The organism is Nitrospirota bacterium (genome assembly GCA_040757335.1).
Classification (GTDB): domain Bacteria; phylum Nitrospirota; class Nitrospiria; order 2-01-FULL-66-17; family 2-01-FULL-66-17; genus JBFLXB01.
The window spans coordinates 117,651-137,394 of sequence record JBFLXB010000005.1 but is presented as its reverse complement, the minus strand read 5'-3'; the positions used below and the strand labels follow the sequence as shown (position 1 = coordinate 137,394).

The 19,744-nt window shown below is 63.1% G+C and carries 18 protein-coding genes and 1 pseudogene; all 19 read right to left on the bottom strand.

What is annotated here, in order from left to right; genetic code table 11:
* Positions 1-1,442: methyl-accepting chemotaxis protein (locus AB1451_04955; protein MEW6682260.1), on the bottom strand; the 1,442-nt coding region annotated here is incomplete at its 3' end.
* The gene (locus tag AB1451_04950; protein MEW6682259.1) at positions 1,442-1,915 is read right to left on the bottom strand and encodes a chemotaxis protein CheW; all 474 of its coding nucleotides are present in this window, start codon (positions 1,913-1,915) and stop codon (positions 1,442-1,444) included. The genes AB1451_04950 and AB1451_04955, both read right to left, overlap by 1 nt.
* Positions 1,915-4,026, bottom strand: coding sequence for a methyl-accepting chemotaxis protein (locus AB1451_04945; protein MEW6682258.1), 2,112 nt, complete (start codon positions 4,024-4,026; stop codon positions 1,915-1,917). Before AB1451_04945 ends, AB1451_04950 begins: the two co-directional genes overlap by 1 nt.
* A 31-nt stretch (positions 4,027-4,057) precedes the next feature.
* Complete coding sequence (locus AB1451_04940) at positions 4,058-4,843, bottom strand: chemotaxis protein CheW (GenBank protein MEW6682257.1); 786 nt, start codon at positions 4,841-4,843, stop codon at positions 4,058-4,060.
* Positions 4,840-5,073 carry a MerR family transcriptional regulator gene (locus AB1451_04935; GenBank protein MEW6682256.1) on the bottom strand — a complete coding sequence of 78 codons (234 nt, stop codon included), beginning with the start codon at positions 5,071-5,073 and terminating at the stop codon, positions 4,840-4,842. The genes AB1451_04940 and AB1451_04935 overlap by 4 nt, the downstream gene beginning before the upstream one ends.
* Positions 5,074-5,352: 279 nt before the next feature.
* The gene (locus AB1451_04930) at positions 5,353-7,356 is read right to left on the bottom strand and encodes a chemotaxis protein CheA (protein ID MEW6682255.1); all 2,004 of its coding nucleotides are present in this window, start codon (positions 7,354-7,356) and stop codon (positions 5,353-5,355) included.
* A 2-nt stretch (positions 7,357-7,358) separates the two neighbouring features.
* Entirely contained in the window at positions 7,359-7,727 is a 369-nt protein-coding gene (locus AB1451_04925) for a response regulator (protein MEW6682254.1), read from the bottom strand.
* A 40-nt stretch (positions 7,728-7,767) separates the two neighbouring features.
* The gene (locus tag AB1451_04920) at positions 7,768-8,964 is read right to left on the bottom strand and encodes a DUF4388 domain-containing protein (protein ID MEW6682253.1); all 1,197 of its coding nucleotides are present in this window, start codon (positions 8,962-8,964) and stop codon (positions 7,768-7,770) included.
* Positions 8,961-9,242 carry a phosphoribosylformylglycinamidine synthase subunit PurS gene (gene purS / locus AB1451_04915; GenBank protein MEW6682252.1) on the bottom strand — a complete coding sequence of 94 codons (282 nt, stop codon included), beginning with the start codon at positions 9,240-9,242 and terminating at the stop codon, positions 8,961-8,963. The genes AB1451_04920 and purS overlap by 4 nt, the downstream gene beginning before the upstream one ends.
* 122 nt (positions 9,243-9,364) lie before the next feature.
* Positions 9,365-10,666, bottom strand: coding sequence for an adenylosuccinate lyase (gene purB, locus AB1451_04910; protein MEW6682251.1), 1,302 nt, complete (start codon positions 10,664-10,666; stop codon positions 9,365-9,367).
* Positions 10,667-10,679: 13 nt separating this feature from the next.
* Positions 10,680-11,180: a M17 family peptidase N-terminal domain-containing protein gene (locus AB1451_04905; GenBank protein ID MEW6682250.1), complete on the bottom strand. Its 501-nt coding sequence runs from the start codon at positions 11,178-11,180 to the stop codon at positions 10,680-10,682.
* The gene (gene nusB, locus AB1451_04900; GenBank protein MEW6682249.1) at positions 11,158-11,634 is read right to left on the bottom strand and encodes a transcription antitermination factor NusB; all 477 of its coding nucleotides are present in this window, start codon (positions 11,632-11,634) and stop codon (positions 11,158-11,160) included. The genes AB1451_04905 and nusB overlap by 23 nt, the downstream gene beginning before the upstream one ends.
* Position 11,635: 1 nt before the next feature.
* Positions 11,636-12,097, bottom strand: coding sequence for a 6,7-dimethyl-8-ribityllumazine synthase (ribH, locus tag AB1451_04895; GenBank protein ID MEW6682248.1), 462 nt, complete (start codon positions 12,095-12,097; stop codon positions 11,636-11,638).
* 47 nt (positions 12,098-12,144) lie between these two features.
* Positions 12,145-13,347: a bifunctional 3,4-dihydroxy-2-butanone-4-phosphate synthase/GTP cyclohydrolase II gene (locus tag AB1451_04890; protein ID MEW6682247.1), complete on the bottom strand. Its 1,203-nt coding sequence runs from the start codon at positions 13,345-13,347 to the stop codon at positions 12,145-12,147.
* Positions 13,348-13,435: 88 nt separating this feature from the next.
* Positions 13,436-14,605 carry a cysteine desulfurase family protein gene (locus tag AB1451_04885; GenBank protein ID MEW6682246.1) on the bottom strand — a complete coding sequence of 390 codons (1,170 nt, stop codon included), beginning with the start codon at positions 14,603-14,605 and terminating at the stop codon, positions 13,436-13,438.
* A 132-nt stretch (positions 14,606-14,737) separates the two neighbouring features.
* On the bottom strand, positions 14,738-15,019 hold the full coding sequence (locus AB1451_04880) for a BrnA antitoxin family protein (protein MEW6682245.1): 282 nt from the start codon (positions 15,017-15,019) through the stop codon (positions 14,738-14,740).
* A 78-nt stretch (positions 15,020-15,097) separates the two neighbouring features.
* Positions 15,098-15,301 (bottom strand): annotated as a pseudogene (locus AB1451_04875) (BrnT family toxin).
* 201 nt (positions 15,302-15,502) lie between these two features.
* Positions 15,503-17,746, bottom strand: coding sequence for an FG-GAP-like repeat-containing protein (locus AB1451_04870; protein ID MEW6682244.1), 2,244 nt, complete (start codon positions 17,744-17,746; stop codon positions 15,503-15,505).
* A 41-nt stretch (positions 17,747-17,787) separates the two neighbouring features.
* Positions 17,788-18,807: a right-handed parallel beta-helix repeat-containing protein gene (locus tag AB1451_04865; protein MEW6682243.1), complete on the bottom strand. Its 1,020-nt coding sequence runs from the start codon at positions 18,805-18,807 to the stop codon at positions 17,788-17,790.
* Positions 18,808-19,744 lie beyond the last annotated feature (937 nt).

Below are 19,744 nucleotides of genomic sequence, written 5' to 3'. Positions count from 1 at the left end.
GTGCGCCGCTGAAGGCGGCGCACCACCGACGACACCTCGTCGGAAAATACTTTGATCCGATTGATCCCCTCGATCGTCTGCTCCACGCACTCCTGACCGCTTCGGGCGTGCTCTCCCACCCGGTTGGACAGCTCGACCGTCTCGTGAATGTTGGTCCGGATCTGGGTCGTGGACTGTTCGATCGACCCGGTGAACGCCGCGGTCTCGGTGGCGGCTCGCGACAGCGCGTCGAGCGCCCCTTCGATCTCACGGATGGATTCGGCCAACGTGGTCACCGAGCGCTTCGTCTCGGAGGCGGACCCCGACAACGAGTCGGCGTCGCGCGCGATCTCGTCGGTCGACGACGCCATTTCCATGGTCGCGGCCGTGCTCTCCTCGATCATTTTCGACAGGCTTTCCATGCCCTGCCCCAACTCTTTGATCGCGTCGTGCAGGTCGGTCATCGATTGGAGCGTGGCGTCCACGCCCGTGGTCTGTTTCCCCACCCCGGTCTGGATCACCGACGCGTCGCGGGCGAGTTCGCGTCCGGCGGCGGCAACCGTTCGACTGATGTCGGACACTTCCCGGATGATCACCTCGAGTTTCTCGACGAAACGGTTGAACCCGCCGGCCAGCGCGCCGATTTCGTCCCGAGACGACAGGTCCAAACGGCTGGTCAGGTCTCCTTCGCCCTCGCTCACGTTTTTGATCCGTTCAACCACCCGGTGCAGCGGGGTGAACACCCCGCGGTTGAGCGACACGCGCAACAGGAGGCCCACGACGGTGATCGTTCCGAATGCTCCCCACAAGAGCTGTTTACGGTTACCGCTCACCTCGGTCCGCATTTGGTCCGTGGCGGAGGAGATCATCAACACTCCCCGCAGCTTGTGGTCGGAACCGTGGCAGAGGTAACAGCGCTGAAAATTGGGGAGCGGCCGGAGATAGGTCATGACCTCCCGACCATCGATGCGTTCGAAGTAATACTCGTCACCGGCCTTCATGGGATCGACCAGGATCCGAGCGAAGGCGTCGCGAAACGCCGGCGTGTCCACCCCGTCCGCGCGATTGGGAATGATGTTGGGATGATCCACCAGCCACTCCGGGCGCGCCGGCACGCGGGTCTTGACCTCGTCGATCGTCTTGAGATCGACGAAGCCTTGTTCCACCCCCTTGCCGTCCTGGCCCCGCACCACCTGAAGGCGGACGACGCCCGGAAGCTCCTTCATGTCTTCGATCAAGTGTCGCGCCATGTCCGCACGAAACGCGACCATGTCCTTGTCCAGACTCAGGTGGATCGACGCGGCGAGCAGCGCCGCCTTTTCGCGTTCGTGGTTGATCAGATCGCGCTGAACCTTGGTTTGGAGCAGGATCAGGATGACCGAGAAACCCACCGTCAGGGTCGCCAACGCGGTCAATACCACCTTCGACGACAGCCGTTCGTGGAACCAGCCCCACATCCGCATCACAGCACCCCCGCGAGCATCGTGTAATCTTCGGTTCGAAGCACCGCCCCCAGGTCGATGACCAGCACCAACTCGTCCTTGACCCGGCACACCCCTTGGCACATCGCGGCGCGCCCTTCGCTCCCGTCCGGTCCTTGGAAACTGTCGCGGTCGACCTCCAAAACGTCGCACACGCGGTCCACGATGAGGCCCGAGACGAGGTCGTCCGTCAGTCGAACCACCAGAATATGGGTGGGAGAAACCCTGCGATCCGCGGGCACCCCCAGGCGCTCGCGCAAGTCGACGAGCGGAAGCGCGAGTCCCCGAAGATCCATGAGGCCTTGGAGGAACGGCGGGGCATGCGGCACCGGGATCGCCGGCCGGTAGAAGACGATCTCGCGGATGCGCTCGATGTCGGCGACGTACGAACGATCGTCGATTTCGAAACGCAGCAACTTGCACCGAGTCCCTGGAGACGCGAGTTGGCTCGCCATCACGCCACCTTGAACCGGTTGACCTCCGCCCGCAGGGTTTCGGCCTGTCGCACCAGGCCGCCCACGATGTCGCTCATTTGCTTGGCCACGACCGCGCTGTCTTTCGAGACGAGCTGGATTTCCTCGGCCGACTTCATGATGATTTCGCTTCCCCGACGTTGTTCCCGTACGGCCGCGGCGATGTGTTGGACGCGGTCCGTGACGTTCTCGACGGCCTGCGTGATCTGTTTGCTCCCTTTCGCCTGCTCCTCGGTGGACAGGCGAACCTGACGCGTGATGTCCCGCATCCGCTCAGCCGCCTCGCGAATCTGTTCCGACCCTTTGGTCTGTTCCTGGGTGGCGCGCGCGATCTGTTCGACCATCTCGGTGATCTGCCGCATCGAATCCGTCACCTGCCGGATGCCTTTGACCTGTTCGACCGTCGCCAGTTCGATGCCGCGGGCCATCGTGCTCGACTGGGTCGACCGCTCCACGATCTTCTTGAGCGCCTCGCCGGCCTCCAACGCCATCTTCATCCCTTCGTCGGCTCGAACGTAGCCGTCCTGGATCGCCACCACGGCGTCGCGAGATTCGGCTTGTACCGCGCCGATCAATTGGGCGATTTCTTTGGTCGACACCGAGGTTCGATCAGCGAGGTTCTTGATCTCGTCGGCCACCACCGCGAACCCTTTCCCCTGCTCGCCGGCCTGCGCGGCCAGGATCGCCGCATTGAGCGCGAGGAGATTGGTTTGTTTGGTGACCTCGTCGATCACGGTCAGGATCTTCCCGATCTGGTCGGACCGCTGGCCGAGTTGGTGGATCACGTCGGCGGTCTTCTTGACCGTTTGGCTGATCTTTTCCATGCTCGCGATGGTCTTGGTCACCGACAACATCCCGATGTCCGACGCCTCACGCGTCACCCGCTCGGCAAGCCCCGCGGACTCCTTGGCGTTCTGTTCGACCTCTTTGACCGACGCGTTGATCTCGGTGATCGCCGACGCCGTCTGGCTCGATGCGGTGGACAAGAGGACAACGTGGTTCGCCACCTCCTTGATGGAGGCGGACATTTCGATGATCGCGGACGAGGTCTCCTCGACCGACTTGGTCAGGTCGGCCGTATTCGACGCGACCTCGCTGATCGCCGCGCTCATCTCCAAAATTGACGACGAGGTGGCTTCCGAGGACGACGACAAGACCTCGATCCCCTCGCCCACCTCTCGGAGCGACGCGTTCATTTCCACCAGGGAGGACGACGTCTTTTCCGTCGAGATCGACTGCACGTTGGCGCCGTCGGTCACCTTCTGGCTGCTGTTGGCGATTTGATCCGAGGCGGCCGTCACCGCATTCGCCGCGTCCTGAACCTTCCGGATCATGCCCTTGAGACTCGAGGCCATCTGGTTGAAGCCGGCCGCCAAGATGCCCAGTTCGTCGTTGGACGTCACCGCCATGGTTTGGGTGAAATCGCCGTCCGCCACCCGCGTGACCGCCGCCGCCATGCGCTCCAACGGCGCCATGTTCGTCTTGACGAAATACGAAGCCACACCGATCCCGGCGCACACCGTGAGCGCGGTCAGTAGCAGGCTCCACCAAACAATGCTGCGCAGTTTAGCCTGGAGTGCTTGGGTCGACAGACCCATCACCACGGTTCCGATGCGGGCCTTTTCCGCCCCGCTCGACATCCCGGGCGCTCCGGTGTCGAACAGCACGGGTTGGACGACCGTGACCAGCATCTCCCCGTTTTTTTCAACGTGCTCGACGAAGCCCTCGCTCGCACTGAGCGCTTTGGCGGCAATGGGATCCTCGTCGACCTTTTTCAGAAAGGTCGGGTCGCTGTGGACCCAGACGATCCCTCGACCGTCCAGGATCTTGACGTACGACACGTCGGTCTCGGTCATCACGCCTTTGATATAGCTCTCCAGACTCGACGAGTCCCCGATCGAGATCCCATAGGTGCTGTTGTGAGCCAGGTTGTTGGCCAGCGAAATCCCACGCTTCATGAGCGCGTCTTCCAAATACTGTTTGGTTCGAACGAGCGACATCACGGTGAGCACGGTCGACACGCTGAGCAGCAACAGGCTCGTAATGGCGACAAACTTAAACCGCAGTCCGAACCGAATCTCACGACGTTCCATCGTAGGCTCTCCCTTCACCGTTCGTATCCCCTCAAGCCGCTGCCCGCAACGACGCCTGGGGTTCGATCGCCACGAGTCGTTCAAGATGTAGGACCCCGACAATTCGATCGTGGAGCCTTACGGTCGCCGTCACCAACGAGGCTTCTTGTTCCCCCATGGTGGGAGGCGGCGGTTCGAGCGCACCCGGATCGACACTGATCACCTCGGTCACGTGATCGACCACCAGGCCCACCGGACCCGCATCGAGCATCACGACGACGATCCGCGCCTTAGGCCCCAACTCGCCGGTCGGCAGCCCCAATCGCCGACGAATATTGAAAATGGGTACGATGGTCCCGCGCAGCGAAATCAATCCCAGGATATCCGCCGGGCTGCGCGGGATCGGCGTGATTTCCGGTGGTCGAATGATCTCCTTGATCAACCGAATCCAGACGCAGTATTCCTCCCGGTCCAGGCGAAATCCCAGGAACTCCTCGACTCGGCTGCTCTGCGCTCCCGGCGCCCCCTCGGCGCTCAAAGGCGCCCGTTGCGGCGCACCCTCGGCCTGCGGCAACGCGTTCGAGTCCGCGACGACCGGCGCCGGAGCCTCGCTCGGGGGCGCCGCAGATCCGCCGACGCCCGGCGCGTCGGATGGGAGCACGGCTGAGAGGATCTCCGAATGGCCCTCGTCGGGTGCCGCGGGCGTGGCGGCGGCTGCGACGCGTGACTCCCCGTCGACTCGGGCGGCTGAGATCGGCGCCGGCTCCCGCTTGCCCTTCGCCGTGCGTTGCGAGGATGCGCCCCCCCGCTTGGACACTCGCCCGCCGGATCGTTTCACGCGGCACCCTGCCGGATCTTCTCGGCCGCTCGACTGACCAGGAACCCCTCGTCCGTCATCGCCTTGACTCGTTTGAGGACCCGCACGTCTTGCTCGGTAAACCGTCGGAATTGTTTGGTCCCGTGGCGCTCCGTCACGGGCGTCACCACGCCGATCAGCACCCAATACTCCAGCTGACGGGCCGACAAGCCCACCCGCCGGCACACCTCATTCGGGCCATACAGCAGCATCGCAGGCTCCCTCACATCCCACAGGAATGTGGGATTGCGCGGCGAGAGAGAGCAAGTCTCATGCCCATCATCGGCGGCCGCCAAGGCCGAAAAATCGAAGACTCCCGGACGGACGCCGCGGGAGCGCACGCACAGTGGGTAACGCGGGGACAGGAAGCTGCCAAAATTTGGCGGTGGAACGACCCGTCACGCGCTGCGGACGGGCTACGTCTTTGCCGGGCAGGACTCGATCGGCAAGGCTCGGTCGACCATGAAGGGGAGGAAGGCCGGCGCGGGGGCTTACGCGGCGCGCGGCATGGCGGCGGTACGTTGACCCACGGCCTCGTCGATCAACGACCCGACGTCGAGGACGAGGATGGTCTTGCGGTTCCCGAGCTCGGTGGCGCCCGCGACTCCGGGGATGCCTTGCAGCATGGATCCCACGGCCTTGATGACGATCTCTTGTTGCCCTTCGATGGTGTCGACCACCAGCCCCAGGCGCTTTTCCGCCAAGCCCACGACGATAATGTACAGGCGGCTGTCTTTACGCTCCGTGGACGGGATCCCGAACAGGTCGCTCAGGCGCAACAGCGCCAAGGAATGGTCGCGCAGTTGGATGACCGGCCGTTGCCCCACCGTGACGACCTGATTCGCTTCGACCATGACGCTTTCCGCCACCGCACTGATGGGTATCGCGTAGGTGTGGGGGCCGACTCCGACGATCAACGCCTTGATGATCACCAGCGTGATCGGGAGGGTCAGCACGAAGGTCGTGCCCTGCCCGAGTTGCGTGGTGACCTCGACCATCCCGTTCAGCTTGGCAAGATGCCGAGCGACGACGTCCAGTCCGACGCCGCGCCCGGATATCTCCGTGACGGTCTCGGCGGTGGAAAAACCCGGCTGAAACAAGAAATCGAGAATTTCTTTTTGACTATATTCCCTTCCGGGAACCGCGAGCTGCCGGGTCAGTGCGGTTTGGTACACGTTGGCCAAATCGATCCCGGCCCCGTCGTCCGCGACCGTAATGTTGACGGTGTGACCCTTCTGCGCCGCGCTGAGATGAATGGTCCCCACGTCCGGCTTACCCGCCGCTCGCCGCTCGTCCTTTGACTCGATCCCGTGATCCAGAGCATTGCGAATCATATGCAGCAACGGATCAGCGATGGCTTCGACCATCGACTTGTCGAGTTTGGTCTCTTCACCCGACGTGACCACCTGGATGTCTTTACCGAGATCGCGTGCGATCTTCTTGATCGCACGAATCGAGCGGTCGAACAGTTGCGCGACCGGAATCATCCGCACTTCGATCAGCCCTTCCTGGAGGCCCGAAACCCGATGTTCCAAAGCCTGTGCGGCCTTATGCAGTTCCATGGCCGGCCCTACCAACCCGCCGTTCTGGAGCAGGTCCTTGGAAATTTGGGCGATGACGGACTTGGACAAGACCAACTCGCCGAGCATGTTCAGCAGTCCGTCCAACTTGGCGATGTCTACGCGGATCGTCTGGCTGAGGCTTCGGGTCGACGCCGACTCGGCCTCCGGCGCGGGCGCCGGTTTGGCGGGACCCGGGTCCTGCTCACCGACCAAGACCAGCTCCACGGCCTCATCCGCCAGCAGCTGGGCCATGGCGTTCCGGTCGCGCTGGGATCCCACGAGCAGCGTGAATCCGATCCCGTCCTTCGCGGATACCCCCGAGCTGGGAAGGGTGGTGATGACTTCGCCGGCCGACTGAAGCTTTGCCGTCAACTTTGAGAGCGCTTTGTCAAAGTCTTCAAAACGGAAGTGGGCCCGAACCTCGAACAGATGGCGCCCGGCTTTCAGGGTTTCCTGAAGACGGTGGTGTTCGTATTCGGTGAGGACCTTCACGATCTCCGGGTCGAGTCCCGGCGGCAGAGCGGCGGAAGCCGCGGCTTGCGGCGCGTCCATCGCCCTTCGGATCCGTTCTACGAGGGTCCCGGTGTCGGTCGGCGCCTGTCCTCCCGAGGCGGAGGCGATCAGGCGCTCCAACCCCTCGACCCCGTCGGCCAGCAGATCCAGCAGCGCGCGACTCATGGCCAGCTTTCCCATGCGAAGGCGATCCATCACGTCTTCGAGGGAGTGCGCGAGGTCGGACACCGCGGCGAGGCCCATCACGCCCGACATCCCCTTGAGGGTGTGGGCCGCGCGAAACAGCGCGTTGAGCGTTTCGGGGCCGATCGAGTCGGGCGCGTGCTCGATGGCGGCGAGGTTACGATGGAGCGTGTCGAGGAGCTCTTCGGATTCCGCGAGAAACTCGCGCAGCGTCTCGTCTTTAGTCCGCGCCGCCACGACTAGACGTTGGCCACCCGGCGAATGGTGGACTTGAGCTGCTCCGGTTCAAACGGTTTCTTGACGTACGCCGCGGCCCCGAGGTCCAATCCCCGCTTGACGTCCTCGTCGCTCCCCTCGGTCGAGACGATGATCATGGGAATCGAGCGGTAGTCCGGATGATGTTTGACGAAATGCACGATTTCCAACCCGTTGATGTCGGGCATGTTGATATCCGTCACGATCAGGTCGAGGGGCTGCTGCGGAATTCGTTTGAGGGCTTCGAAGCCGTTGGGCGCCTCGATCGTTTCGAATCCATCCATCTCTTCGATGGTGGCAACGATCAACGCGCGCGTGGTTGACGAATCGTCGACGACCAACACCCGTTTCATCTGCGCCCCGTTCGACACGCGCCTGAGTATAGCACAGGGGTCAAGAACCGCTCTTCTCGATTCGGTCGAGTTGCTGGTGCAGCCGCGTCTTACCGAGGGAGACGGCCGCCACGCGCAGGAACGCCTCCAGGCCCTCGGTGTCCCCGATCGGATCCGAGTTCGGAACGTTGTCCCCGTATAGGAACGCCACCACCCGTTCCGCGGTCATCACCGGGGCCAGAAAACTTTCGGCGGGCCATGAGCCTCCGAGCCGTTCCACGATCGAAGAGTTCCCTGGCAGGTCCGGCCACTTCCCCTTCAACGCCGTGCGCGAGTCAGCCACCTCTCGAAACGACGAGGCTTCGGAGAGCGACAGCGCGATCGAACGAACGATCTCATCAGCCGATTCGTCGACACGCTCGACGCCGAGCTGCCCCCAACCGGTCACGGTTTCCCCTCGCACGAGGAACATCACCGAGCGATTCATCAGCTCTCCGGCGAACCGCAGCATCAACAAGATGACATCGTGGCCCGACACGGCCCGCGACAGATCCTCAATCATGGCCGGCAACAACTCCAGGTCTCGCCGAGACGCGCGTGCTCCACCTCCCAGCAACGCCTGTCCCAGTTCATCCCCGGTCACGAGTCCCGCGAGGCTTTCATGCGCGTCGGTTGGGGCGACGGGGTGCGACATGGGCGTGGATTCGTCGAGATCCCGATCGAGCGGGGCGGATTCCTGCTCGTCCATGATCGCGGCGTCGGCGCCGTCCGCGCCGTCGGCCTCGTCGTCGAGGCGCGCGCCTTCAAGCAGGAGGAACTCGGCGCTGATTCCGGAGCGCATCAACACCCCCTCGTCCGAGAATTTCCCCAGCGTGAATTGAAAAGTGCCGGCGGCCCACGTCATCAGGTCGCGGACCACGTCGACGATGTGTGTTCGCAGCTCGGTTTCGAGCTGCTCCTGCCCCATGACCCCCATCTCGACCAGGATCGTGCCGATGGGGCGTTTGACGGCTCTCGCCTTTTGGATGCTCAGGGCGCGTTCCAAGTCGCCGCGCGTGATGAGGTTGCGCTGAAGGAGCGCGTATCCGAACCGGCTCTTGTTGTCGGAGCTGGCGTAGACCACGTTGCCTTGGTTGAAGACCACGCGGCCCATGCCGTCCTTTTTGATGAGCGTCAGGACGCCTGAGCGCTTGCTGAGGTTGAGGATTTGGAAAATATCGGGGAGACCGAGGTCTTCGAGACGTCCTTCAAGGCTCATGGCCTCGGGGGAGCGAGGTGCTCCGCAGCCTCAACGCCGTCCAGCACCTGGTAACGATAGTCTTCGATCACCGGATTCGCGAGCAGCCGTCGGCACATCTCGTCGAGCATTCGTTCGGCCGACGCGCGATCGGTGGTTCGCAACTCGATGTCGATGAGTTTGCCGATCCGTACGTCATCAACTTCGTTGAAGCCCAAAGCGGCGAGGGAACGCGCGACCGCGTTGCCTTGAGGATCCAGGATTCCCCGCCGGTACGTCACGTAGACTCGAGCCTTCACATCGCCTCCCTCGCGCTCCGCGGCGCCGTGGAGGGAGCAGTCGGCGATCTCCTCGGCCCAGAACGCAGCTAATACTAACGTAGAAGCCTACAACCGGCAAGACGAAGGCCGCAGCGGTCCGTTCATGGCGCTGCTCCGAACACGCGCTGGAAAATCTCCTCGGTGTGCCTGACGAAGTACGCGGGATCGAAACACGCGTCAAGCGCGTCCGGAGCCAGTCGCGCCGCCACCGTCGGATCGGCCTTCGCCAACTCCACAAAGGTCCCCTCTCCCTTCCACGCGCGCATGGCCAGACCCTGCACGATCGCGTACGCCTCATCCCGCGAAAGGCCGCGTTCGACGAGCGCCAGCATCACGCGCTGCGAATACACGAGCCCTCCGGTCTGCTCCAGGTTCTTGCGCATCCGGTCCGGATAGACCTGCAGGCGCTCGAGCAAGGTGGTCAAGCGATCGAGCATGTAGTCCAACACCGTGGTCGTATCGGGCACAATCACCCGCTCGACCGAAGAGTGGGAGATGTCGCGTTCATGCCACAACGCGACGTTGTCGAACGCCGCCTGCACGTTGGCCTTGACCACGCGGGCCAGTCCGGAAATATTCTCGGAGCCGATCGGGTTTCGCTTGTGCGGCATGCTGGACGATCCTTTTTGGCCGGCCGCGAAGTACTCTTCGACCTCCAACACCTCGGTCCGTTGGAGGTGTCTGATTTCGACCGCGAACTTCTCCAGACTCGCCGCGATCAGTCCCAGACACGCCATATACGCGGCGTGGCGGTCGCGCTGGATGATTTGAGAGGACACGGGGTCGGGCACGAGCCCCAGGGCCGTGCACACCCGGGCCTCGATCGACGGCGGCAGGTGGGCGAACGTGCCCATGCTCCCCGAGAGTTTGCCCACCCCGATCTCCTCGTCCGCACGCTCCAACCTGCGCCGGTGGCGGCCCACCTCCTCGTACCAGACCGCGATCTTGAGTCCGAACGTGATGGGCTCACCGTGCACGCCGTGTGATCGACCGATCATCACCGTGTCGCGATGACGGAACGCCAGCTCCCGCAGCACGAGGTGGAGGCGGGCGAGATCGTCCCGGAGGACGGCCGTGGCCTCGCGCAGTATCACCGCGAGAGCGGTATCGAGCACGTCGGACGAGGTGAGCCCCTCGTGGAGGAAGCGACCCTCCGGGCCGACGGTTTCGGCCACGGCGTTGACGAACGCGAGCACGTCGTGCTGCGTGACTCGCTCCAGCTCCTCGATCCGCGCTTCGTTGATCCTGGCGCGCGAGCGAATCACCGCCGCCGCGCCGCTGGGAATCAACCCCTCCTCCGCCATGGCGTCGCAAGCCGCCAGTTCCACCCGCAGCCACGTCTCGTACTTGTGCGACGTGGACCACAACGCTCGCATCGCCGGCCGACTGTAGCGGTCGATCACCCGTGCGCCTTTCTCACATGCCCATTTCACGCAGCCGGTGTTCGAGCTGCTGCGGCTGTTGGCCCTTGGGGGCCACGAAGGTCAGATCGATCCCCGGATCCTTCGACCCGTTGTGCCAGGCCTTGACAAACGTTCGCGCGATGATCACGGGATCGAGCCCGCCCACCTGCGTGCCGAGGAGTTCCACAGCAGCGGCCTTGACTTGGAGCGCTCCCAGCACGGGTCGCAAGGCCTCGGCGACCTGGTGCAATACCAGGTAGTTGTAGTTCGACGAACGCCCCAAGCCGACGAACAGCACCCGCGGGGTGGAGAACGTGGGAACGGCCAACAGCGCCGTCTCCGCGACGCGTCCGCTGACCCGATGGCCCACGATCAAACGAGAGAGCCCCCCGCCGGTCAGCCAGTCCACGTGCCCCGCCAGGCCCTTCGGGGGTCGGACATCCTCGAAGAATCCCGCGACCAGGATATCGGCGCACACGCGAGCCAGCGGCTCAGCGACGACCGTGACCCGCATCGACGCGCTCCGCCTCCCGCTGCGCCATAACCCCTGGTTCGTGTTTGACGATGTCGTCCAAAATGCCGTTCACGAACGCCCCGGAGTCGACGCTTCCATACTTTTTGGCGATTTCGATCGCCTCGTTCAACACCACGCGTTCGGGAATTTCCGGGGCGTAGAGCAGCTCGTAGACCGCGATGCGCAGGACGTTGCGATCCACCGCGGCCATTCGAGCCATGGCCCAGTTTTTCGCGTGTCGGCTGATCACCGCGTCAATGTCGTGGCCGTGCAGGGCCACGCCGCGCACGAGCGCCTCCGCGAACGCTTGCACTTCCGGCGCCGCGCGGCGCTCAGCCCAAAACGCCGGCAGGTCGCCGAACGGCCGTCCCTTGGTGGGATGACCCGCCCCGGTCAGGTCGCAGCCAAACAGCAATTGCAGCGCGTACTCGCGTCCTTTGCGACGAAATCCCACGTCACGCCTTCTGCGCGAACTGTCTGGCCAGCACCGCCATCTCGATCGCGGTGCGGGCGGCTTCCGCGCCTCGATTCAATCCCTCGGAGCTGGCCCGCTCCTCCGCCTGTTCAACGGTCTCGGTGGTCAGGACCCCGAACACCACCGGCCGCCCCTCGCTCAGCGCGACGTCCATGAGCCCCCGAGACACGGCTTGTGCGATGAGATCGAAGTGCGGGGTCTCGCCCCGGATCACCGCGCCCAGGCAAATAACCGCGTCGTATTCGCCTTCGCGGCACAACCACTGTGCCGCCATCGGCAACTCAAAGGCCCCCGGCACGCGGACGACCCTGACCGCCCGCCGATCCACTCCGCTCGCGGCAAGGGCCCGCAGCGAGTTGGTCACCAACTGTTCGGTGATGTCTGGATTGAAACGGCTGGCGGCGATCGCCACCCGCAGACCGCGCCCCGAGCCCGCGCGCATCGCCGCCCGAGACCGGGTCCCCGGGCCTTTGACCGCGGCCCGGGCCGTCATACACGGTTCAACATATGACCGAGTTTCTGCTTCTTGGTCCGAAGATACTCGCGGTTACTCTCGTGAGGATGCGTCTCGATCGGCACCCGCTCCGTCACGGTCAAACCATAGCCTTCGAGGCCGACGACTTTGCGGGGGTTGTTCGTCATCAACCGGATCCGGCGAACCCCGAGATCAACCAGGATCTGGGCGCCGATCCCGTAGTCGCGCAGGTCGGGTTTGAACCCCAAGGCCAGATTCGCCTCCACCGTGTCGTGTCCTTCATCCTGCAGGGCGTAGGCCTTGATCTTGTTCACCAACCCGATGCCCCGCCCTTCTTGATTGAGATACAGCAACACGCCGCCGCCTTCTTTGTGGATCTGGGCCATGGCGGCGTGCAACTGTTCACCGCAATCGCAGCGCATGGAACTGAACACGTCGCCGGTCACGCAGCCGGAGTGCACGCGAACGAGCGTGACCTCGTCCTGCCGGACCGCGCCTTTGACCAGCGCCACGTGGGTTCCGTGGTCGATCGTGTTCTCGTACACGACCACGCGGAACTCGCCGTAACGGGTCGGCAGATCAGCCTCCGCGAGCCGGTGGATGAACGATTCTCGCTGCATGCGGTGTTCGATCAGGTGTTTGATCGTGACGATCTTGAGGCCGTGTTGGCGCGCAAACGCCATGAGCTCCGGCACCCGCGCCATGCTGCCGTCCTCGTTCATGATCTCGCAGATCACGCCCGCCGGAATCAGACCGGCCAGACGCGCCAAGTCAACGGACCCCTCGGTTTGCCCCGCGCGTTTGAGCACCCCTCCGGGCTGCGCCCGGATCGGGAACACGTGGCCCGGCCTGGCAAGGTCAGCGGGTTTGGTCGCGGGATTTAGAATGGCGTTGATGGTGGCGGCGCGGTCGCTCGCTGAAATCCCGGTGGTCACGCCCACGCGCGCGTCCACCGAGACCGTGAACGCCGTCCCGAAGGTGGCGGTGTTTTCCGATGCCATGGGGCCCAACTGCAGCGCGTCCGCGCGTTCGGGGGTCAAGGTCACGCAGATGAGTCCGCGCGCGTGCCGCGCCATGAAATTGATCGCGTCCGGCGTGACCTTTTCAGCGGCCAGGACCAGGTCTCCTTCGTTTTCCCGATCCTCGTCGTCGATCAGAATGACCATCCGGCCGGCTGCGATTTCGGCGATGGCTGATTCGATGGTGTCAAATTCCATAGATTTTTCCTATAGTTTCGCTGAGATCGATATCATAGAAAAGCCCGCAGGCTTTGTCAATTGAACGCACCGACCACGAGGAGAGCCGCTACCGGTTGACGCGATAGAGGGGGGACAGCCGACGCAACCGCTCGATGATGGGTGGGAGGATCTCCAAGACTTCGCGGACCTGTGGTTCCGTGGTATCGCGGTCCAGCGAGAATACGATCGATCCCTGCGCTTGCGTCGGCTCGACTCCCAGTGCGGACAAGACGTGGGACACCTTGGAGGACACGGTGAAGTCGCTGCACGCGGACCCGCTGGCCGCGGCCACGCCGGCCTGACCCAAGGCCCGGACCAGTGCCTCGCCCTCCACGTATTCGAAACACGCGCTGACGTGACCCGGGAGTCGCCGGTCGGGATGGCCCGTCAGCAGCACGCCTTCGATCTCGGACAAACGCTTTGCGAATAACTGGTGCCCCGCGGCCATCGACGTCTGCCACGTCTTCCCGTGCTCGATTACGAGAGTCGCAGCGCGCCCCATCCCCACGATGGCCGGGACGTTGTGCCCGCCGGCCCGCCGCCCGCCCTCCTGCACCCCGCCGACCAGGAGCGGTTCGAGCCGCACCCCCCGCCGCACGTACAGCGCGCCGACGCCCGGGGGACCATAGAATTGGTTGGCCGCCACGCTCAGCGCATCCACACCCAGCGCGCGCACGTCCAGCTCGACTCGCCCTCCCGCCGCCACCGCATCGGTGTGGACCAACACGCCCCGCTCGCGCCCGATCCGGGCGATCTCGGCGATGGGCTGCACCGTGCCGATTTCCGGGTTCGCGAGTTGAATCGATACCAACACCGTGTCCGACCGGATCGCAGCCGTCACCGCGCCCGGATCCACCACTCCGTAACGATCAACCGGAACGATGGTTAGTGCGGCCCCCTCGCGCTCCAGACGCCGCGCCGTGTCCAGGATCGATGGATGCTCGATCGCGGAGACGATGAGATGCCGGCCCCGCTTCGCCAGCGGCGCCATGAGCCCCCGCAACGCCAGCGTGTTGGCCTCGGTCCCGCTGCCGGTGAAAATGATCTCTCGATCGTCACACCCGAGCAACCCCGCGACCTGGGCGCGGGCCCCTTCGACCGCGGCGCGCGGCTTCTCCCCGAACCCGTGCAACGACATGGGATTGCCGAAGTCCTCGGTGAGCCACGGCAGCATCGCTGCCACCACGTCCGGATGCGGTCTGGTAGCGGCGATCGAGTCGAGATAGATCGGGGGCATGACCACGGCATTCTATCACGGCACACGATTCCGCACGAGGGCACAAAAAGGCGCCAGAGCGCCGCTGTAGGCGTGCGGCTGATCGTCAGACAGGATGCACTGAAGGACGAAGGGTTACCGCGTCAGCCCCACTCACGCCGGCTTTCCGCGCAACTCGCGTTCCACCCGTTCCGCCAGAAACATCTTGAGGAGAGTCTGATACGGCACATCCCGCTCGTTGGCGAGCTGTCGGAGATGATCGAGGAGGGATTGCGGCAGCCGCAGCGAGATGGTGGTGGTCGACGGCTTGAGGTGAGGAAACGTCACGCGCTTCGCCCTGGAGTAATCGACGTACTCGGTCGAGTCGTGGGTGGCCCAAAACTCGCGTTCTGCCGCCTCGCTTTTGAACTTAGGCACCTTCTTCAGGCTGCGCATGGTAGCGCTCACGCTCCCTTCGGTCATGTCTCGCGCCGAGATCACCCGGATGCGGTCTCGACGTAGGGTGAACACAACAAAAAGCCGTCGGCCTCGGTCCGTCCGACCGAGCAAATAGTAGCGCGCCTCGTGAACGGAGTGTGCGGCATCTGGAGCGACGATCAGTGGACGATTGAAAAACGACTGTTCGCACTCGGCCGGCGTTACCCGATGGCGTTCCCAATTCTTGGCGACATTGCCTTGATCCCAGTCGAACCCCCGAGCATCGGCCAGCACGTCCATCGTTTTGCCCAGAAGCGATGTATATCGATATCATATACATCATCCTGACGTCAACTGTGCGCTCGCCGGCGACACACGTCGTGCCCGCCCGCAATTCGGTGGGCAGCCGGCTTTGGAGGCGCCTCGCCGAAGCGGACAAGCGCACTGCGGCGACGGCCAGAGGCAACCGGAGGGCAGATGCCATCCGGTTGCCTCGCCGGGTTAAGGGAGCGCGTAGGTCGCGGACGTTGCGCGCACGTCGTTGGCTTCGTTGAGCTCGTTCACAGCGCCCCCTGAATCCGTCACTGCGATCACGTAGTAGTTTCCTGCCGGAATTCCCGAGGGAACCCTGAACACCGTCGTCCGCGAATTCGACGCACCGCCCCCGGCCAACCCTGCCACTGCGCGAGTCCCCAGCAGCGTATCGCTCTGATCAAACGCGGAGTCCAAGGACACGTAGAACGCCACCGTAAAGGCCTCCGCCCGGCGGTTGCCGATGTTCTGTTCGGTGTCGCTCACGTACAGGCTCGCACCCGACTTCGTGACAGACAGCGCGTACACGACCAGGTCGGGGCCGATCAGGTAGGTGCCGGTCGTGCACCGGGTGTTGTTCGCCTCATTGAGTTCGTCGACCGCTCCGCCTGAATCGCTCACCGCGCACACGTAGTAGGTCCCCATTGGGGTGGTATCGGGGATGGCGAACCTGGTGTTGGCCGAGTTGATTCGTGAGCCTCCATCGATCCCAGGCACACTCCGTGTGCCAATGAACGTCCCACTGGTTGACGCGTCCGGGCTCGACGTAAAGTAGAACGAGACCTCAAACGGATTCGCCCACCGGTTGCCGATGTTCTGTTCCACGTCGGAGACATAGATCGACGCTCCAGCAATCGACGCTGACAACGACGTGGGAGTCAGATCAGGGCCGATCGTGTACTGCCCGGTGGTACAAAGCACGTTGTTGTTTTCGTTCGATTCTGTGACCGCGTTCCCGGAATCCGCCACGGCGCACACGTAGTAGGTCCCTCTCGGCGTGGCGTTCGGTACCCGGAACCGCGTGGTCGCCCCATTGTATCCGCCGTTCGCAGCCAGACCGCTCACGCTTCGTGATCCGATCAACGTCCCATTCGCGGGCGCGTTGGGATCCTGCGCGAAGTAGTACGACGCTGCGAACGCCCCCGCCGCACCGGTCCCCTGGTTCCGCACGACGTCGGTCACCACGACATCGCCGCCCGAGATCACCGCGGACACCGATTGGACCACGAGGTCCGGCGCCGGGTCCGGTACCGTGGTATTAAGCAGGACCGAAACTGTGTTGCTCCCGCTGTTGACCACAGCCAGATCTGGTTTGCCGTCCCGGTTCAAATCTCCGGCCGCCAGGAGGTCCCAGTACGACGGTCCGCTGCCCCCGGTGAAGTCCACCATGGGCCCGAATGCCCCGGTGCCGTCCCCGATCAGCGCCGACACCACGCCGGCGAGCGTGTAGGCCACAGCTAGATCCGGCTTGCCGTCTCCGTTAAAGTCTGCGATTTCCACGGTCTGCGCGCCCCCATGAACCGGAACGGCGAGCGCCGGGGAAAAGAAGCCCGAGCCATCTCCAAGGAGGACCGAGACATCGCTGGCATAGGCGCTGGCAACCGCGAGATCGGGCTTCCCGTCCAGATTGAGATCCCCGATGGCCACGAACGTGGCGGCTTCTCCCGCCCAGAACTCAGTGGCCGCCCCAAAGGAGCCGGTGCCGTCACCCAAGAGAATCGACACGGTGTTGCTGTAGAAGTTCGCCACGGCCAGATCCGGTTTCCCATCCAGGTTAAGGTCGCCGATGGCCACCACCTCTGAGCCGTTCCCCGCGGCAAAATCCGTGGCCGTTCCAAAGGACCCAGTCCCATCCCCCAACAGAATCGACACCGTGTTGCTAACGAAGTTCGCCGCGGCCAGGTCCGGCTTCCCATCCTGGTTGAGGTCTCCGATGGCTACCGAGTAGGGTCTGCTCCCCACCGGAAAATTCGCGGCAGGCCCCAGAGCACCGCCCCCGGTGCCCAGCAGGACCGAGACGTTGTGGCTGTCGGCATTGGCCACGGCCACGTCCAGCTTCCCGTCCCCGTTGAGATCGCCGATGGCTACGGCCACTGGGCCAGCCCCCACCGCGAAGTGGGTGGGCGCTCCGAACGAGCCCGTGCCATTCCCACATAAGATCGAGACGGAATTGCCGCTGCCGTTGACCACTATCAGATCAGGCTTCCCATCTTGGGTCAGATCCCCAACCGCCACGGCCTGGGGGCCTTCCCCGGTCGCAAAGTTGACGGCAGGGGCGAACGAGACGGTCTCGGCCGAGCTCGCAGCCAGCGGGAACATGAACCCGACCGCAACCACAACACCGAGGAATCGGGACCCATACTGCAACACACGAACCGACGGACAACAAGGTGAGATGGTTCGCTCTCTGGCACCTTCGTGCTCGCGCTTCATAGCTTCTCCTTCCCGTCAAGCTGGTCGCTTGACTCCGCTCGTTACGGAGCCGGGGCAGGATCGCCGTTGGAATTGACATTGAACGACCCTATTCCCGTAGTCCCGGTGATGGTGTCGTACAGATTGAAGCTGATGTTCGGGATGCTCGTCGCGTCCACACTGATATCGGCGGACGCGTTGCCAGTGATGCGATTGTTGAGGATCGTCGACGATGAAGAGGTCATGGTCGACACGCCGAAGGTATGCCCGGCAATCACGTTGTCTCGAATAAGCGAGGGGGAGTTGATGTTGTCGATCCCAAACGCCGTGTTTCCCGTGATGATGTTTCGCGCGATCGTGGGAGACGAGGAGTTGCTCACGATTCCAAAGCTGCTGTTGGCGGTGATCGTGTTGTCCACGATGGTGGGTGACGCAGAAATGTTCTCGATCCCTCCATCCAGATTTCCAGTGATGGTATTTCCTCTGATGATCGGCGTGGAAAAGTCGAGCACCATCCCCCGACGGCTGTTCCCGGAAATCGTATTCCCCGTGATGGTGGCAGACGAACCAAACATGTTGATCCCGTGACGACCTCCAGCAATGGTCAGGCCAGAGATCGCCGCGTTCGTGACGTTGGTGAGCGTCACCACATCGGATGATGTTGATGGCGACTGAATGGTCGTCACCTCGCGGCCAGCCCCACGAAGGTGCACGTAGCTCTTCATGGAGATGTTGTCGGTGTAGGTCCCTGGCATCACCTCGATGACGTAGGGATCCGTGGCCGAAGGGGTGATGGCAGCCAGCGCCGCGCTCACGCTGGTGTAGTCTCCGCCGCTCGTCGCCACCACGACCTGGTGGGCAACCGGTTGGAGATCGCCCCGCGTCAGGGATCCGTTTTGAATGTCAGCGCCGGTAAGTGTGTTGTTCTGGATATCCGCGCCCGTGAGACTCTCGTCAACGACCTTCGCACTGGTCACGGAGTTGTCCCGCACCCCCGCGTTCACGGGCTCCGACGTGAACCACGGCAACAGAAAAGCGATGGCGAGCACAGCACGTCCCTCACGAAGTGTGACCTGATTCATGGCCGTTCCTCCTCTTCTCGGAACCAAGTGGCAGAGCTGACTCCTCGATCAGAACCATCCCTTATATGGCCCCGCAGGCGCCGCCGGTTCTTCGGGCGGGTCTGTACACGGCTTTCGCCCCTCTAACCTGACCTTCACCGTCCCGCTCACCAGGCTCGACCCATTGAGGGCATGGTCGGTCCCACACCACGTAGATTCCAGTCTCATTGGCAGCCATTGCCGGATAGGGTGGCCAGTACGATTCAGTCGAAGGGACAATGATGGTCGCCGGGGAAAATGTCTGGCCACTATCATGGGAGTATGCGAACAAATAGCCTAGCCTAAAGTGGAGTCACTCCATAGGATGTAGACGTGCGATCCGACCACGGCTAGTTGTGGCCTCATTTCTACCGTTTGAGGGGTATTTGAAATATTGATCGGGGCAGACCATGTCGCTCCCTCATCCGCAGATCTGGAAAAGTAGAGGTCATTTACACTGTAAAGTTGGTGGGACTCAAACCAGACCGCATAAATTGACGTACCAGAGGTCTTGAAGTCATATCCGAAGACATTTCCTCCCGAAGCATCTACTCCCGAGAACGTTAAGGGCGATTGAGAGATACTTACTGGGTCCGAGAATGTCAGCTCCGCATTCGCAGTACGAGTAGGGCCAAAAATAAGTGAGACCAAACACATTAGTCCTAGCACTTTGATATAGCCGGTCTTCATGGTCTCCCTCCTTGTGATGGTCAAGGTCTCGCGGTGAATTGGGCGCATGACCAAGCCCTCCTGATCTACACGGGGGGACGAGAGTGTCCGCTCCTCGCTCGTAGCTCCGTGACCTCGTGTTCATACACGGCTCACGCGTACACCACGAGGCTTAAACTCTTCATCGAAGACTTGCAAACACAAACGCTTGTCTTTAATTGATATCGTCTGGCAAAAACTGATCGGCGGA

Bases quoted from the DNA above. Each gene is read 5' to 3' on its own strand.
- AB1451_04905 (MEW6682250.1), bottom strand. From the start codon at position 11,180: ATGCGGGTCACGGTCGTCGCTGAGCCGCTGGCTCGCGTGTGCGCCGAT.
- AB1451_04945 (MEW6682258.1), bottom strand. From the start codon at position 4,026: ATGGAACGTCGTGAGATTCGGTTCGGACTGCGGTTTAAGTTTGTCGCC.
- ribH (MEW6682248.1), bottom strand. From the start codon at position 12,097: ATGCGCGCGGGCTCGGGGCGCGGTCTGCGGGTGGCGATCGCCGCCAGC.
- AB1451_04885 (MEW6682246.1), bottom strand. From the start codon at position 14,605: ATGCCCCCGATCTATCTCGACTCGATCGCCGCTACCAGACCGCATCCG.
- AB1451_04880 (MEW6682245.1), bottom strand. From the start codon at position 15,019: ATGCGCAGCCTGAAGAAGGTGCCTAAGTTCAAAAGCGAGGCGGCAGAA.
- AB1451_04935 (MEW6682256.1), bottom strand. From the start codon at position 5,073: ATGCTGCTGTATGGCCCGAATGAGGTGTGCCGGCGGGTGGGCTTGTCG.
- AB1451_04865 (MEW6682243.1), bottom strand. From the start codon at position 18,807: ATGAATCAGGTCACACTTCGTGAGGGACGTGCTGTGCTCGCCATCGCT.
- AB1451_04870 (MEW6682244.1), bottom strand. From the start codon at position 17,746: ATGAAGCGCGAGCACGAAGGTGCCAGAGAGCGAACCATCTCACCTTGT.
- AB1451_04920 (MEW6682253.1), bottom strand. From the start codon at position 8,964: ATGAGCCTTGAAGGACGTCTCGAAGACCTCGGTCTCCCCGATATTTTC.
- AB1451_04890 (MEW6682247.1), bottom strand. From the start codon at position 13,347: ATGGAATTTGACACCATCGAATCAGCCATCGCCGAAATCGCAGCCGGC.
- AB1451_04925 (MEW6682254.1), bottom strand. From the start codon at position 7,727: ATGAAACGGGTGTTGGTCGTCGACGATTCGTCAACCACGCGCGCGTTG.
- AB1451_04950 (MEW6682259.1), bottom strand. From the start codon at position 1,915: ATGGCGAGCCAACTCGCGTCTCCAGGGACTCGGTGCAAGTTGCTGCGT.